The organism is Gimesia chilikensis (assembly GCF_007744075.1).
GTDB lineage: Bacteria > Planctomycetota > Planctomycetia > Planctomycetales > Planctomycetaceae > Gimesia > Gimesia chilikensis_A.
Window position 1 is genome coordinate 8,062,649 of sequence record NZ_CP036266.1, and the last position, 15,603, is coordinate 8,078,251.

A 15,603-nucleotide genomic window follows, 5' to 3' on the forward strand; every position below is an offset into this window, starting at 1 on the left:
GACGTGAAGCAGATCGCACTCCTGTTTGAGTTCGGTTCTCTGAACGGAGGCGAACATTCCATGCTCGCCATGCTCCAACTGTTGCATGGCCGGTCATTTGAATTCACCGCCTTCTGCCTCGCCGACAGTCCCCTGCAGCACCGACTGACATCGCTCGACATCCCCTGCCATCCGGTCCAGTTTCACGACGAACAGGGGCTGAGACTGCCGCGGGAAGCGGTGCTGGAACAGTTACTCCCCGTCCTGCAGGCGCAGCACTTCGATCTGCTGCACGCCAACAGCCTGTCCATGGCGCGACTGACCGGCGCCTTCGCCGAACAGTTGCCGGTTCCCTGCTCGGGGCATTTGCGGGACATCATCAAACTGAGTCGCGCTGCCATCCGGGATCTCAACCGGAACCGCAGACTGTTCGCGGTCTCCCATGCCACCCGCGATTTCCATATCAAGCGGGGCCTGAATGCGGAGACTGTCAGCGTCTGCTATAACGGCGTCGACACCGAACGGTTTCAACCCCGGCCTGCCACGGGTGCACTGAAACAGGAACTGGGGCTCCCAGCCGACACGCGTCTCTGCCTGACCATCGGCCAGATCGGCTTACGTAAGGGACAGGACGTTCTGGCAGAAGCAGCCCGACTGCTGACAGAGCAGGGGGATCAGCAGACGCATTTTGTCCTGGTTGGAGAACGGCATTCACAGAAACAGGAAAGCATCGATTTCGACCATGCCCTGGATACTACATTTGCACAACCCGGTCTGGCAGGTCGCCTGCACCGGCTGGGATACCGTGATGACATCCCCTTTCTGATGAACGAAGTGGATCTGCTCGTCCATCCGGCCAAACAGGAACCACTGGGACGCGTCCTGCTGGAAGCGATCGCCAGCGGTCTGCCTCTGGTCGCAACCGACGTGGGTGGGACTTGTGAAATCGTTGACCACGAACGCTCTGCACTGCTGGTACCTCCCGGCGAGGCAACGGCACTTGCAGGAGCGATACAGCGTTTACTGCATGATCAGAGTCTGAGTCAAAGCATTGCTCAGCACGCGCGACAGCGAGCAGAAGAACGCTTTACCAGCGAACGGGCCAGCCGCAACATGGATGCCTGCTGGCAGGAACTCTGTGACTGATCGTCCGGGTGCTTAGCTGCCCTGACGGGGATGAAACTCTTCCCAGCGTTTCCAGGCGTAGTCCCATTCCATCCAGAGCCGCAATACGGACCAGAGTGCTCGCAGTTTTCCCAGCTGTGCGGGCGGAATTTTCGACTGGGCAGCCATCGCATCCTGGGTCACTTCTGTCAGTCCCCACAGTGCAGCCAGTTCACGACAAAGGTTATCAGCCGTGAGATCAATTTCCGCATCTTCGGCGACGAAGCCTGCGGCGTCAGCCATCACAAACAGTTCGAACAGCTGACCGCGATACGGATCCAGTTCCAGTGGCTTGGTGGCTGCTTCGGCTTCACCAACGACATTAGCAACGCGGCGGACAATATCATCCGCCAGGTCATGTGAGGCGGAAGAAACGTGGTTCAAAGAATCGCGGGACATGGGACGAAGTTCACTCTCTGAAACAGAACAGCTCGAAGCATAGATAAAACAAAAACACATCCTGACCGATTGAGTCAGGATGTGTTTAGAGAATATCGAATTGCTGCTGCTTCGGCAACTGCCGACGCTCGCTTGAGGAACTCTGCTTCAGCTTACGGCAGGATAAAGATCAGACCGGTTGCTGTAAGTCCCTCTGTGATGGCGGCTTTGGTATTCCAGGGAACACCGTTGATCCGCTTGGGAGTATTCGGTTCGCCCGGACGGTAGAATCCCAGGGGATACATACGTTTGCGGAGCGGGTCGATGCTCATCTGGTAAGGCAGCGCGATCAGCTGACCGGTAAACCGTCCCATGGAAACAAAGGGCTGCACAAGATCGCGACGGGAAAGACCGTAACGCTCCAGATTGGGATCTTCGAAGTACAGCGGATTGTAGTTCACGTTGGAAGCTTCCCAGGTATAGATACTTTCAGAGAAGTTCCGTCCCGGGTAAGGAGCATTGCTCAGTTTGAATTCCCGCGGGCACTCCAGAATCGCGCCCCCTTCTTCATCCGAGGCTTTACAAGGTTTGCCATCGGGGCGGGGACACAGGTTCCGGCAGGGTTCGTTCTTGGCGATCTTCGGATCGGGTTCGTAGTCGAAGAACGGCTTGATGTTGGAGATGCGTTTCAACAGGTGCGGTGTTTCGTCTTCCAGATCTTCCGGTGCGGCAGGCAATCCATCCACATTGGGAATGTCATCGCCCAGCCCGTCATAGCTCTTCTGGGTCATGATAAAATTACCGCTGTCGTCATCCGCTTCCGGAAAGACAGGTACCAACTGCTTTGACGGCGTGGCTGCCGGAGCGGGTGTCACACTTTTGTATTGTACGTTCTGAGCCTGAGGCGCTGAGGAGTTCTCTTCCAGGCCAATGGTTTTAAACGGCTCGACTGCAGGTGCCGGGCTGACAGGGGTACTGGGACCGGCAGACGCGAAAGGATTCACTCCCGTGGGAGCAGCCTGGACCGCGGCGGGCGCAGGTGCCACAGGCATGTCATCCGGGATCGGACGGAAGGCCGGCGTCTGTTCCAGTTCGTCGTTTTTGCCCTGCTTACGCTGTTCGCGGCGTTCTTTGCGTTCCTGTTTTTTCAGTTCGCGTTTATTGTCGCGCGACAGGGTCTCCCAGCGCTGCTCCGGAGAACGGCTTTTCAGCTCTTCCCACGTGCTGGCAGGCACAGGATTCTGTCCGAGGAAGGGGTCCTGATCGGCGGACGCTTCCTCGACCATCGTAAATGGTGAGAGCCCCAGAACCAGGGCCAGGCTCAGCAGATATCGCTTACCCGAACTATTCCATGGGTGAATGTTCGGCTGTGTAATTCGGTGCTTCCTGAGTGACTGCAATATCATGCGGATGGTTCTCCCTGACCGTTGCGGCTGAAACCTGAATGAATTTGGCTTCGGTTCGCATTTCCGCGACAGAATGGACTCCCAAATAACCCATACCAGCCCGTAGTCCACCTACAAGTTGATAGAGTAGATTCTGCAGCGGACCTTTGTAAGGTACGCGTCCCTCTACTCCCTCTGGTACCAGTTTCTTGGCGGAATCCTTTCCGTCTTGTGGAACTGAACTTTGACGGTAGCGTTCGCTACTGCCTTTGACCATTGCTCCCATCGATCCCATGCCACGGTAACGCTTGAAACTGCGTCCCTGATAAAGAATCAATTCACCCGGACTTTCGTCCAGACCGGCGAGCAAACCTCCTAACATTACCGTATGAGCGCCGGCTGCCAGAGCTTTGGCAATGTCACCACTGTAACGAATTCCCCCATCGGCGATGACCGGAATACCTGTTCCTTCCAGTGCCTTGGCAGCATTGGAAATCGCAGTTAACTGCGGCACACCGACGCCTGAGATAATTCGCGTTGTACAGATTGAGCCAGGACCGATGCCGACCTTAACCGCGTCCGCTCCCGCATCCGCCAGGTCTCGGGCACCCTGTTCGGTCGCCACATTACCGGCAACCACATCGATGTCCCATCGCTTTTTGATTTCTCTCACGGTCTGTACCACATTGCCGGAATGGCCGTGGGCACTGTCAACAACCAGGAGATCCACCCCTTTTTCAATCAGTAAAGCAGCACGATCATAATCTCGGACACCCACAGCAGCTCCAACTCGCAGCCGCCCCCGTGAATCTTTGGAGGCCAGCGGGAACTGCATCGTCTTGTCGATGTCTTTGATCGTAATCAGCCCCTTCAGTTGATAATTTTCGTCAACCAGCAGAAGTTTCTCGACCTTATTTTCCAATAATATCCGCTGAGCCACTTCAAGCGTTGTATCTTCCGCAGCCGTCACAAGTTTTTCTTTCGTCATGACTTCAGATATCTGGGTGTCGGGAGAATCGAGAAACCGCAGGTCACGGCTCGTCAAAATCCCCACAAGCTTCCCATTTTGTGTCACGGGGACCCCGCCGATGTTTCTCCGCTTCATGATTTCGGCAGCTTCTGCCACTGTAACCTCGGGAGGCAGTGTGACCGGGTCCACAATCACGCCGTGTTCGCTCCGTTTTACCAGATCCACCTGCATTGCCTGCTGTTCCGGCGTCATGTTTTTGTGGATGACGCCGATGCCCCCTTCCTGGGCCATGCCGATCGCCATATCGCTCTCAGTCACGGTGTCCATGGGGCTGCTGATAATCGGAACATTGAGAGGGATATTTCGGGTAAGCTGGCTGGCAACACTGACTTCCGAAGGCATGACTTCGCTGTAAGCTGGTTGCAGCAGAACATCGTCGAAAGTAATTCCCTGACAGATAATGCGGTCTTGCATTGGGCCTCTCCTTACGGGTCTCTTTAATGTATTTTCTGTTTTGTGTTCGAAATCGATGATATATTTTTTTGAAACATTGTAGGCAAATTACCCGCCGACGGGGCAATCTGTTTCAAATGTTTGCGTTTCGTGTGATCTGTTCCTGGAACGCATTCGCCAGTTCGATCATCTCGGGCACCGTCAGTTCTTCCGCCCGGGTTTTCTCCCGCTCGTAACCGTGCGCCTCCAGAAGTGCGTCCACTTCCGCTTTACTCAACTGTTTGCTGTACATCCCCACCAGCGTGCTCCGCATCAGTTTCCGCCGATGCTGGAAGACGCGCCGCAGGAAATCCTGAAAGAAGACCCGGTCCTCGATCTTCTGTTTCAGGGGCGGATTCGGCGTCAACTGGACAATCGCCGAATCGACCTTGGGCCGGGGCCAGAAGACGGTAGGTCCCACTTTCTTGAGCAGCTTGACGAAGCACTGCGACTGCAACCAGACCGACAGCGCCCCGTAATTTGAAGTCGCGGGCTTACACGACATTTTCAAACCGAGCTCGTACTGAATCGTAACCACCATCCGGTTCCAGGGCAGATCCGAGGCAACCAGATTCGAAATAATGGGCGTCGCCACGTTGTAAGGCAGGTTGGCCACCAGCTTCAGGTGACTGCCCGGGTTCGCTTTGAGCTGCTGGTCAATCTCTTCCAGCACGATGGGGTTGAGCCGGTTTTTGTTCTTGAGCGCGTCGCAGTTCAGCAGGGTGATATTGTCGTACTTCTGCGTGGCCTCGCTGGCCAGGGTATGCATGTTGCGATCGTACTCGACGGAGATCACATGCCGGGCTTTCTGGGCCATGAACGTGGTCATGCCCCCGGTTCCGGTTCCCACTTCCAGCACGATGTCAGTGGGTTTAATGTGTCCCTGTTCAACGACGTACTCGATGATATTCAGATCGATCAGAAAGTTCTGGCCCAGATCAGAGCGCGGGTTAAAGCCATGCCGCTCAAAGAGCCGCATTAAATAAGATCGAGTCTGCCTTTCATCTTCTTTCATTGATACCATCAAGTGTTAAGGGAACCAGCTTTGACACATACTTCCCGAGAATATCGGTTTCAATATTCACAATACTGCCCACCTGCTTCTGCCCCAGCGTCGTCACTTCCAGTGTATGTGGAATCAGCGCGATACTGAAGGAGGATGCTTCGCAGCCCACTATGGTCAGGCTGATGCCATCCACGGTGACCGATCCCTTGGGAACCATCTGCAAAGCCAGTGCTTCCGGAACTTCGAACCACATCGTGATCCATTCGCCGTCCCGGTCGATCGATTTGATCGAACCCACGCCGTCCACATGACCTTGAACGAAGTGACCACCCAGCCGTCCGTTTGCTGCCAGCGGGCGTTCCAGATTCACGGCATCGCCCACGGTTAACAGCCCCAGGTTGGTCTTCGCCAGGGTTTCCGCGCCCGCCTGGAACTTCAGAGAGTTCTCGGCGATCTCCACCACCGTCAGGCAACAGCCATTGATGGCCACACTATCACCGATCTGGGCCTCATGTAAAATGAGTTCCGGAATCTTCAGCGTCAAATCGATGGAGGAACCGTTCTTTTCGAGAAGTTGAACGGTACCCTGCCCCTCGACCAGTCCCGTAAACATCGGCGACAGTACCTTCGGCGTTCTAAAAACAGGGGAATTAAACGAGTCAGTTTCTCAAATTTCTCTGGATTTGTATAGTCGTCCAGAGATAACTTCTTCCCAAAAAGCCCGAATTGGGGACGAAAACGCGAAATAACAGAACAGGACCGGGACCGCCAGCTCCTGCACCAGAAAGATCAGGGCCAGCGAAAAGACGAGCTGAATCACATGCCGCCGGCTCCGCTGGCCAGTGAACAACTGGTTAAACACATGCGGATAATGCACGCGTGAGACCATCAGTGCCGCGACCCCCAGTGTGATCAGCGGCAGGGCCCAGCCGATGCCGGTAATTAACCACTCCGACAGGGACTGCATCGATCCATTTTTCGTCTCTGCCAGCTTGTAGAGGCCGCGCATCGCGATTGGAAAGGAAGCCACGACGCCGGCTGCCGCCGGTGAGGGGAGGCCGCTGAACCCTTCGTGTGAATCATCTTCATCCGTTTCCACGTTGAAGCGTGCGAGCCTCAAAATGGTACAGACCGCAAACAACAGCGCGATCACCCATAGCAGACGCGGATGATAGATCTGGGTACGAAACTGAATCATCTGCAGCATCAGAAACGCCGGGGCCACTCCGAAGCTGATCGCATCGCACAGACTGTCGAGCTGCGCACCGAATTCCGTGGTCTGATTCGTCCAGCGGGCGGCACTGCCATCCAGGGCGTCGAACAGCATCGCTACAAAGATCAGCACTGCAGCGATAAACAGGTGTTGATTTTCAAAAGAGTTATAGACCCCCGGTGCAGTTCCCAGCATGCGGGTCAGACCACCGCTGGTCACGTGCCCCATATATTCCGGTCCGACCTTGGCCGCATAGGTAATCGCGCCAAAACCACAGGCGGCATTACCCAGCGTCAACAACGTCGGTAGAACGGCAATCAGTTTACGCTTCTTCATTGGAGGCCTCAGTAGGGGACTCTGCATATTTCGCGAGAGTGGTCGAACCGGCTTTCAACTTGTCACCCGGCTTCGCCAGGATTTCCAGTCCTTCTTCCTGGGGGAACACAATCACGGTCCGGGAACCCAGTTTAATCATACCAAACTGCGCCCCCTTGGTTAATTCATCGCCCGGCTTCAGGCGACAGACAATCCGCCGCGCTATCGCACCGGTGATCTGCTGCACCAGCATCGGTCGGTTGGTCGGCTCGGGCATCTGCAGATAGACTTCCAACCGCTCGTTTAACCGCGTTGACTCCGGTCGCAGCGCGTTCAAACATTTCCCGGGTCGATACACAAGTTTGATAATCTTACCGGCAACCGGCATGCGGTTGATGTGCACATTGAAAATCGACAGGAAGATGCCGATCTCGATCGCCGGGCCGCCGATATATTCGTGATGCGCGATCTCTTCAATCGTATCGAAGGTCCCGTCCGCAGGAGACACAATCACACCTTCACCCGCAGGGATCGCCCGCTGGGGGTTCCGGAAGAACCAGACGATCTCCATGCCAAACAATACCAGCGTCAGCACCAGCAACCAGCCGATGTAACTGAGCACACCGGTAACGACGCCGGATAAAATCACGCCGGTGAGCAGGGCGGCACCACCGAAAAACAGCGTTGAGAGAACAAACAGTTCGGCCAGCCCTTCGCGGGCAAAGGGGAGTCGGCTGCGATACGCAAAGGGGTCGTCCGCTTCCTCCCAATAGTAGCCTCCCTGGTTCTCATGATATTTAAGGTCGCGGGGATCGAGCACATCATGCGGACAGGGATTGAAGTCCCCCTTTCGTGTGCTCTCCATTTTTTTCACGTAACCGGGGCGAAACGTCTTCAACCAGAATCGCCGCCAGCGGCCCCAGAGCATTTCCAGATTGATAATAATTCCCCCACCCGGCTGAATGGTCGTCAGCTGCGGATCCATGGGCTGGACTTCCCGTCGGGAATAAGGCTGACCGGTGGCAGGTGGATTGACGTCTGATGAAGTTGAACTCATAAGGTCTTGAATTTCGGAAATTGCGTGCTGCTGATCATTTCGGGAACGGTTTCAGAGACCGAACTGGTCCCTGCTTTAGAACGTCCCAGTTTAACAGGATCCCGGCTGGCTGACGAGATACGCCCTCGTTCATCACTATTTTTAATCTGTTTTCTTCGCGGGCAACGGGTCGAATCGAAAAAATCCGTGCAGCGTCTCTGTTTGATACTTCTGGCCGAATCCGGGTCTGCCTGCGATTTACTGATCGGGCAGGGAAGCCACGTTGCATCTGTAAGCCTGGTCAGAGTTTGAGCACATTCCAGACAGGCTGGTATCCACAGCTCGGGTAAAGATTCATTTAATCTAAACGCAATCGTTTGAGGTTACTCCGGCTTTCTGCTAAAAATATGCTGCTTTACGCCAAATAATATCAAATTATGTTGATGTGTTGCGAAATCAACAGATCGAGTTCATCCTGTCGAACTTTTAGAGGAAACAAAACCGATGAGTATTGCCATTAGTTCCGTTCATGCCCGTGAAATTCTTGACAGTCGCGGGAATCCCACTGTGGAAGTGGATATCGAGCTGGAAAATGGAGTTGTAGGCCGAGCCGCTGTTCCCAGCGGTGCCAGCACAGGGATGCACGAAGCCTGTGAACTGCGCGACGCCGATAAAAAAGACCGCTTCCTGGGCAAGGGTGTCCAGCAGGCCGTTCAGAATGTGAACACCGAAATTGCCGACGTACTGGTTGACCTGAATGTCTGCGATCAGCTGCTGATCGACCGTGTCATGCTCGACCTGGATGGCACCGAAAATAAATCACGCCTGGGTGCGAACGCCATTCTGGCCTGTTCGCTGGCCGCCGCACATGCAGCAGCTGCTTCTTCCGACCTGCCCCTGTTCCGTTACCTGGGTGGCGTTGGTGCCAACCGTCTCCCCGCCCCGATGATGAACATCATCAACGGTGGTGAGCACGCCAGCAACGGTATCGACCTGCAGGAATTCATGGTCATGCCCCTGGGCTTTGACAACTTCAGCGACTCTCTGCGTTGCGGAACCGAAATCTTCCACTCGCTGAAGAAAGTGCTCTCCTCCAAAGGTCTGAGCACCGCCGTCGGCGACGAAGGGGGATTCGCTCCCGATCTGCCCAACAGTGAAGACGCCATCGACGTCATTCTGACCGCGATCGAAAAAGCAGGTTACAAAGCCGGCGATCAGGTCAAAATCGCCCTCGACGCCGCTTCTACCGAATTCTACAACACAGAAACCGGTATCTACACCGTCGAAGGTCGCGAATTCGATTCCGCAGGTATGGTCGACTTCCTCGCCTCATGGGTTGAAAAGTACCCGATCTGCTCCATCGAAGATGGTCTGGCAGAAGACGACTGGGAAGGCTGGAAAGCACTCACCGAACGGATCGGCGACAAAGTCCAGCTGGTCGGCGACGACCTGTTCGTGACCAACCCCAAACGTCTGCAGCGGGGGATTGACGAAGGGGTTGCCAACAGCATCCTGGTGAAAGTCAACCAGATCGGCACCTTGTCCGAAACCATCGAAGCAGTTCAACTGGCAGGACGCAACGGTTACACCGCCGTCATGAGCCACCGTTCCGGCGAAACAGAAGATACCACCATCGCCGACCTCGCGGTTGCTCTCTGCACTGGTCAGATCAAAACCGGTTCCGCCAGCCGGACCGACCGGATCTGCAAATACAACCAGTTGCTGAGAATCGAAGAGATTCTGGGAGAGGAAGCCACCTTCGGCGGTACCATCTCCTGAATTGATTCCACTCAACTCTGAGACGAACAGCTCCCCCCGGAACATGTTTCCGAGGGGAGTTTTTTATGCGCGGATATGAGTTGCAGGATGCGATTCGCCGCCCCGTCTCATTTCATTTCTGCTGAGTACAAGCCAACCGGCACCATAGACACAGCCGCGACAATCGCCACAGCTTAACAGGGTCTGGAGAAACCTGTGCAACCCTGTCGATTTTGATGAGGTAGCTCTGCGCCCGACGTCTGCAGAGATCGTGTCCCTTTTGTATCGGCCATCAACATCGTGACTCACAGACAGCACCAGCACGAAGAATCCGGGATCGGCTGGATGATCTCGTTGACATTCTGGCTGCTGTTATTCCTCGCCGCGAGTCTGTTCGCTGCGGTTGTCCTTTCGCCGCGGTACCTGGCCTACCTTGAGCTACGGAATGAGTATCTCTCGAACCAGGTCCAGCTGGTGACGCTGGAAAATCAGGTTGAATACCTGAAACAGATCGCCCATTCGCTGGAGCATGATCCTGAGTTTCGCTCTGAAGTCGCGCGGGTCGACTTTGATGCCGTCCGACCAGGCGAAGAGCGGATTGCCGTCGACCCCGATCTGGCCCTGGATCTGCCTCAATGGAATCCGCGTCAGAAAATCCCGGTCACCAGTCGCGCCTGGTACGTACCCATGTTGAGCATGGTCAGTGAAAATCACAAGGTGCGCTCCTCTCTGCTGCTGACCGCCGGGGTGATCGTACTGCTGTCTTTTACGTTTCTGCATGAATCACAGTCCCATCAGCTGGAGCACGTAACCCGTTCCACTAAAGACTTTGTGTCGCTGTTCCTCTCTCGATACCGCGTCTCGGAATCGGAAGCTGATGAGGACTGACCCCAGTTCCGACTGTAAGGAATAACACGAATGCAGCAAACGCCACGTCTGCAACACCTGATCTCGTTTTTGTGATCCTAGCCTTTCTTCCCAGGAACCACGTTGTTCGGATTTTTTCTGGAATAGCTTCTCTGTCGTTCTATCTCGCTGAAAGCCGGCAGCAGAAATCAAATTCAGTTCGGACAATCCCGAAGCCGCGACGATTTGATTAGTAGTTATTTCATGACGTTTCAACCCTGAAGGGCATCACAGAATGGATACAGATAAGCAAGCCAGGACTTCTCTGTTAACGGAATTCAGACTGAGACGCTGGGCGCGGATGCACTACGTTTCAGCCGATCAAAGAAAAGCGACCTGGAATCCCATCGTTCTCGATGAAATGCAGAATAAGGATCAGGAAATGCACGAAGCAGAAGAAAACAGCATGAAGGCCCGTGTTTCATCCATGTATGTGCCACTGGCACCCGGGATCATTACCCGTATAGATCAGTCACACGAAGAAGCCGCTGCACCTCACATCCTCAAAATGCAGGATCGCTCCTCGCGCAATCTGCAACGTGTCGCTGATCAGATGCTGGGCGAATAAGCTCACTCAAGCACACGTCCAGTTTCTCTCGACCTCCGTACTATTTGCGGGGGCCGACGTAGTCATCGACAAACGCGTCCAGCAGCAGCACATCCAGACGGTCCATCTGCTGCGTTTTCTCATCCCCGGTCTGCAGAGGAGGCTCGTAATCGGCGGCAGCGGTAATGCGAATCCGCTTGGCCTCGATTCCTTTCTGGATCAGATAGAGCATGGCCTCTCGCCCCCGCTGGTAAGTCAGTACCAGTTTGTCATTGTAGTGGCCATCCTGAGGCAAAGGTTTCACCGACGTATGAGCCCGCAGCTCGATCTTGTTCGGTTTGCCCGCCAGCTCCGGAATCATCTCGTCCAGCTTCGTTTTACGTTCCTCGTCAAGGTCTACCTGGGTCTGACCGTAATACAGGGTCTTCCCAACAGGAACCGGTACTCCTTCCCGGAAGCGATAGATACGCACATCCTTGCCTTCGAGGGCCTTCGTCTTAATTCCCCCGCGTCCCCGTTCCCGGCTGTCGGTATACGCCCCCAGCATACTCATCTGCTCGATCATCGAGTTCATCGGAAAATATTTTCCGGGAGGCGAAATGGGGCCGGTACGATAACCCGTGTAAGACTGAATCGACTCCAGGATCGACCGGAATTTTTCATCATTCACGATTTCACTCAGTGAAACCAGCATGATGAAGAACGTCAGCAGCAGCGACATCATGTCACCGTAAGTCACCACCCATTCGGGGACTCCCGGTGGACCATCGTCTTCCATGACTGTCTGCTCCTGAAAATGAGTGAAGATAAATAGATTCGGCAGAATCTGCCGCTCACGCGGAATTCCAGCGCCGCTTACCACCAGAATCGTCATGCGGCGCCGCGAAACTTGGCGGATTTTTCTCAAACCGGCCCTGTTCAGCGGGTTTACAGGCCCTCCCCGTCACCTCCGGCGGGGGTCTGCAAATCCCCTCCCTCGAACAAAATGCCCCTTAGATCATTGACGAACACAATAAATATCTACAACATTAGGAGTTAAGTAAGCAGCAACCGATCAGAACATCAGCGCCAGAGAAATCCGGGAATTTCTGGAAAAAGAAAAGGAAGTGGTCAAGGAATGTCGAGCCCCCTCATTGTGCAGCAGTCGGAATTGGTCGCACTCTGTGATCAGATTCAGGATGCGGGCATCGTTGCATTCGATACGGAATTCGTTTCCGAATTCACTTATCGCCCTGAACTTTCCCTGCTGCAGTTTTCCTTCGAAGGACGCACGGTCGCCGTCGATCCCTACGAAGTAGATGATCTGACTCCCTGGTGGGACATCATGACCGACGATACCACCACGGTGGTCGTGCACGGCGGACGCGAAGAAGTTCGTTTCTGCCGCCACTTCTCCGGCAAGAAACCACAAAAGCTGATCGACCTGCAAATTGCCGAAGGGCTCCGCTCGCGAAGCTTTCCCATCTCCTATACCGCACTGGTCGCCCGTGTGCTGGGAGAGAAAGCGGGCAGTAAAGAGACCCGCACGGACTGGCGCCGCAGACCACTCACCGACCAGCAGATCAAATACGCTCTCGACGACGTCAAATACGTCCTTCGTATCTGGAAGATCCAGGAAAAAGAATTAACGGACCTGGGCCGTCTCGAATGGGCCCAGGCGGAATTTCAACGGATGATCGATGAAGTCGATTCCGAATTCCACCGCGAAAACTGGCGCCGCGTTTCCGGGTTGCACAAACTGAAGCCGCGGGAACTGGCCATCGTCCGCGAACTCTTTGACTGGCGCGATGAAGTTGGCCAGGACAAGAACCAGCCGGTCCGTCGGATTCTCCGCGACGACCTGTTAATCGAACTGGCCAAACGCAAACCCAAGACACCACAGGACCTGACCGCCACCCGCGATCTCAATCGCAAGAACATGTTCAAGCTTGCTCCCCAGGTCATTCAACGAATTGAGAAAGCCCTGCAGCTTCCCAATGACCAGCTTCCGCAATTGGAGGAAAATCCCAATACGCAGCAGAATCAGGATGAGCAGGTGATCGGTAAACTGCTGGGAATCGCCCTGGCAAACCGTTGTGCCGAGATGAATGTTTCCCAGACGCTGGTGGGAACGACATCCGATTTAAGGCACCTGGTCCGCTATCATGTGTATGGAGAGCAGAGCGACGACAGGCCTCGCCTGATGACAGGCTGGCGGGCGGAAGTCTGCGGTGATCTGCTCACTGACGTATTGGACGGCAAGATCTCCATGCGTGTCGCCGATCCGGAATCGGATCATCCGCTGCATTTCGAAAGACTCAGCTAGGCACAATCAGCTCAAACCTGTACAATCGCCACGTTGTACCGGTGGTCTCCTCACTCTGCCGGTGGATCGTTTCATTCTACCAGGAACAGAGTCAGGAATGCCGATGAAACTCCTTCGCATACTGCCCCTCATACTTATGCTGGCTTCGCCCCTCCTGGGAGCGGAACCCGCGCCGGAAGATGACTATCAGGCTGTCGCAGGAAAATGGGTCCGCAATGATCAGGCCGGCAATGGGTCTCCACTGCAGGTGGAACAGGAAATCATCGGCAAGAAATCCATCGTGCGGGTATTTGACCTGAATGGCAAACTGATCCACGAGCACCAGGCGCAATTCCGCTTACAGCGGATGGAAGATGTCAACGTCTTCGTTTATTTTGATCTGGAAGTGACCGCCGGTCCGAACAAAGGGAAACGGCAGCCCCAGCCACGATCATTCGCCTATCGCATCCGGAAGAATCAATTCATCCAGGTGGAAGGACTTCTCAGAGAAGATCCCTCACCGGCCCGCATGCTGATCTGGCTCAAAAAAACGCCACCCCAACCGGACGTGTAAGAACGCGTCCGGCTGCGATTACAGCGCGTTCATGATTTTTGTTGCCGCACTCTTCCGTTCGTCCGGTTTTGACGTGGTCATCAACTTCTGAAAATCCTGTTCGACCGCCTTCGCTTTTTCGGGCGCCTGCTGCTGGAGCAGTTCGTACTGAGACCGCAATAAGTCCAGACCGCTGCCCCCCTCACCAGTATCAACCACGACTTTCAGGTTATCCTTAAAGCCGCTGATAATCTCATCCGCGCTGGATGCCTGTGGTGTTTCTTCTCCGGAGCATCCACTGGCCAGAGGAGAGATCAGAAATAAACAGGCCAGAAGGGCAAATAAGGTTTTCATAGAGAACGCTTTCCAGTGATGAAGTTTCAGCTTTCGAACAGGCTCGAGTAAAACGGGCATCGGTACAGATTAAAATTCGCCCAGCACTCGACCATCGGCAATCCCGCCCAGGCTCTGCCAGGTCGTGTTGTCGATGTTATCGCTGACGAACCGGGTTGCCCCATCGCCCATCAGCACGTGCACGCCACCCGTGTGCCGACTGCGTGCAGGAAAGAGGCCGGGGGCATCATTCGTTCCGCAGGAAACACAGGTAACGCAGTTGGGATAAGGTGAATTCGGATTGAGCAGGGTATTGAACACGGTCAGTCCCCCGTTTCCATAAACCCAGTTCGATCCTGTGTCACCCCGGGGAGCCGTTGCAGCAGGCAGGGTACTGATCATGGCCTGGCATGAAGCTCCCCAGCCTTTGAGATCGGACAATGCAGGGAATGAACTCGCGGTGCTGCCACGACTGCCACCACGAACTGTGTCGCCACGGTCAACCAGGGTGGTGCTGTTGTTGCCGTCACCCATCATAATCTCACTGGCAGCGATTGTATTTGAGCTGCCGTCGATGATATCACGCAGACGAACCGTCTTCCGGTAGTTAAACATACCCACCTGATGCTGCAGGTTCTGAGGTGACGTGTTCGTCGAAGGAGCAGATCCAAACCAGTAAACCGAAGGACCTGAACTGACCGCGTAACTGTTACCTGGTCCCAGACCATAGCCGCCGCCATTCAGAATTCGACGGGTATCCGAAGGACATAGAAACGCGGGAATCACAGCCCGCTTCGCGGTGTCATTCACACCCTGGTTGGGTGCCAGGGAAAAATTGAACTGGTTGTACAACGGTGCCTGATCCATGAACGGCAGGAGCATCGTCTGGGCAGAAAAAGAGAAGTAGGAATAGTTTCCATACCCATAAGTAGACGCATCATAGCGTTCGAAATTCCCACGTGGAAAAATCGAATGCGTGTCGTGGTAATTGTGCATCGCCAGACCAAGCTGCTTCAGATTATTTTTACAGGCACTCCGCCGGGCCGCTTCACGCGCCTGCTGAACTGCCGGCAGCAACAGGGCAATCAAAATGGCAATAATGGCAATCACAACCAGTAATTCGATGAGGGTAAAACCTCTGTTCTTTCGAGAGGGAAAGTGTACGTTCATGATAAATTGTCTCTCAATTGCAGGATGGTAGGAATAACTCTGGCGGGAACTGGGGAGGGTTGCGGTGAATGACCGTGGTGTGAGAAAGTCCATTCACACCAGTATCGGAAGGAA

General features: G+C 54.7%; 16 protein-coding genes. 6 read left to right on the forward strand and 10 right to left on the reverse strand.

All coding sequences use genetic code 11. The features are described from left to right. The first annotated feature begins 3 nt into the window (after positions 1–3). On the forward strand, positions 4–1,125 hold the full coding sequence (locus HG66A1_RS30765) for a glycosyltransferase family 4 protein (protein WP_145193247.1): 1,122 nt from the start codon (positions 4–6) through the stop codon (positions 1,123–1,125). A gap of 12 nt (positions 1,126–1,137) precedes the next feature. Here HG66A1_RS30765 and HG66A1_RS30770 read toward each other — a convergent pair whose 3' ends face one another. The 7 genes from HG66A1_RS30770 to HG66A1_RS30800 all read right to left on the reverse strand — a co-directional run bounded on the left by HG66A1_RS30770 (position 1,138) and on the right by HG66A1_RS30800 (position 7,959). After that, the gene (locus HG66A1_RS30770; protein ID WP_145193249.1) at positions 1,138–1,542 is read right to left on the reverse strand and encodes a hypothetical protein; all 405 of its coding nucleotides are present in this window, start codon (positions 1,540–1,542) and stop codon (positions 1,138–1,140) included. 152 nt (positions 1,543–1,694) lie between these two features. Then, positions 1,695–2,927 carry a hypothetical protein gene (locus tag HG66A1_RS30775; RefSeq protein ID WP_145193251.1) on the reverse strand — a complete coding sequence of 411 codons (1,233 nt, stop codon included), beginning with the start codon at positions 2,925–2,927 and terminating at the stop codon, positions 1,695–1,697. Further along, entirely contained in the window at positions 2,866–4,350 is a 1,485-nt protein-coding gene (guaB, locus tag HG66A1_RS30780; RefSeq protein WP_145193255.1) for an IMP dehydrogenase, read from the reverse strand. Before guaB ends, HG66A1_RS30775 begins: the two co-directional genes overlap by 62 nt. A 112-nt stretch (positions 4,351–4,462) precedes the next feature. Continuing rightward, on the reverse strand, positions 4,463–5,383 hold the full coding sequence (gene rsmA / locus HG66A1_RS30785; protein WP_145193257.1) for a 16S rRNA (adenine(1518)-N(6)/adenine(1519)-N(6))-dimethyltransferase RsmA: 921 nt from the start codon (positions 5,381–5,383) through the stop codon (positions 4,463–4,465). Continuing rightward, a complete protein-coding gene (locus tag HG66A1_RS30790; RefSeq protein WP_145193259.1) occupies positions 5,370–5,987 on the reverse strand; it encodes a riboflavin synthase in 618 nt (205 codons plus the stop codon). Before HG66A1_RS30790 ends, rsmA begins: the two co-directional genes overlap by 14 nt. Before the next feature lie 54 nt (positions 5,988–6,041). Then, positions 6,042–6,923 (reverse strand): CDP-diacylglycerol--serine O-phosphatidyltransferase, encoded by an 882-nt coding sequence (gene pssA / locus HG66A1_RS30795; protein WP_145193261.1) that lies wholly within the window; start codon positions 6,921–6,923, stop codon positions 6,042–6,044. Further along, positions 6,910–7,959, reverse strand: a complete 1,050-nt coding sequence (locus HG66A1_RS30800) for a phosphatidylserine decarboxylase (protein ID WP_232106717.1) — start codon at positions 7,957–7,959, stop codon at positions 6,910–6,912. Before HG66A1_RS30800 ends, pssA begins: the two co-directional genes overlap by 14 nt. Before the next feature lie 483 nt (positions 7,960–8,442). Here HG66A1_RS30800 and eno point away from each other — a divergent pair, with 483 nt between their 5' ends. The 3 genes from eno to HG66A1_RS30815 all read left to right on the forward strand — a co-directional run bounded on the left by eno (position 8,443) and on the right by HG66A1_RS30815 (position 11,170). After that, positions 8,443–9,717, forward strand: coding sequence for a phosphopyruvate hydratase (eno, locus tag HG66A1_RS30805; protein ID WP_145193263.1), 1,275 nt, complete (start codon positions 8,443–8,445; stop codon positions 9,715–9,717). Positions 9,718–10,041: 324 nt separating this feature from the next. Next, a complete protein-coding gene (locus tag HG66A1_RS30810; protein WP_145193265.1) occupies positions 10,042–10,584 on the forward strand; it encodes a septum formation initiator family protein in 543 nt (180 codons plus the stop codon). A gap of 253 nt (positions 10,585–10,837) precedes the next feature. Further along, positions 10,838–11,170 carry a hypothetical protein gene (locus tag HG66A1_RS30815; RefSeq protein ID WP_145193267.1) on the forward strand — a complete coding sequence of 111 codons (333 nt, stop codon included), beginning with the start codon at positions 10,838–10,840 and terminating at the stop codon, positions 11,168–11,170. A 40-nt stretch (positions 11,171–11,210) separates the two neighbouring features. On the opposite strand, the gene HG66A1_RS30820 is transcribed toward HG66A1_RS30815, so the two are convergent. Beyond that, complete coding sequence (locus tag HG66A1_RS30820; RefSeq protein WP_145443282.1) at positions 11,211–11,927, reverse strand: flagellar motor protein MotB; 717 nt, start codon at positions 11,925–11,927, stop codon at positions 11,211–11,213. Between the two features lie 339 nt (positions 11,928–12,266). On the opposite strand from HG66A1_RS30820, the gene HG66A1_RS30825 reads away from it, so the two are divergent. Next, entirely contained in the window at positions 12,267–13,454 is a 1,188-nt protein-coding gene (locus tag HG66A1_RS30825) for a ribonuclease D (RefSeq protein ID WP_145193271.1), read from the forward strand. A gap of 103 nt (positions 13,455–13,557) precedes the next feature. Further along, positions 13,558–14,007 (forward strand): hypothetical protein, encoded by a 450-nt coding sequence (locus HG66A1_RS30830; protein WP_145193273.1) that lies wholly within the window; start codon positions 13,558–13,560, stop codon positions 14,005–14,007. Positions 14,008–14,025: 18 nt separating this feature from the next. Here the strand turns inward: HG66A1_RS30830 and HG66A1_RS30835 are convergent, their stop codons facing one another. Together HG66A1_RS30835 and HG66A1_RS30840 are read right to left on the reverse strand one after the other, a co-directional pair. Further along, positions 14,026–14,340 carry a hypothetical protein gene (locus HG66A1_RS30835; protein WP_145045584.1) on the reverse strand — a complete coding sequence of 105 codons (315 nt, stop codon included), beginning with the start codon at positions 14,338–14,340 and terminating at the stop codon, positions 14,026–14,028. Between the two features lie 69 nt (positions 14,341–14,409). Beyond that, on the reverse strand, positions 14,410–15,489 hold the full coding sequence (locus HG66A1_RS30840) for a DUF1559 domain-containing protein (RefSeq protein ID WP_145193275.1): 1,080 nt from the start codon (positions 15,487–15,489) through the stop codon (positions 14,410–14,412). Between the last annotated feature and the right edge of the window lie 114 nt (positions 15,490–15,603).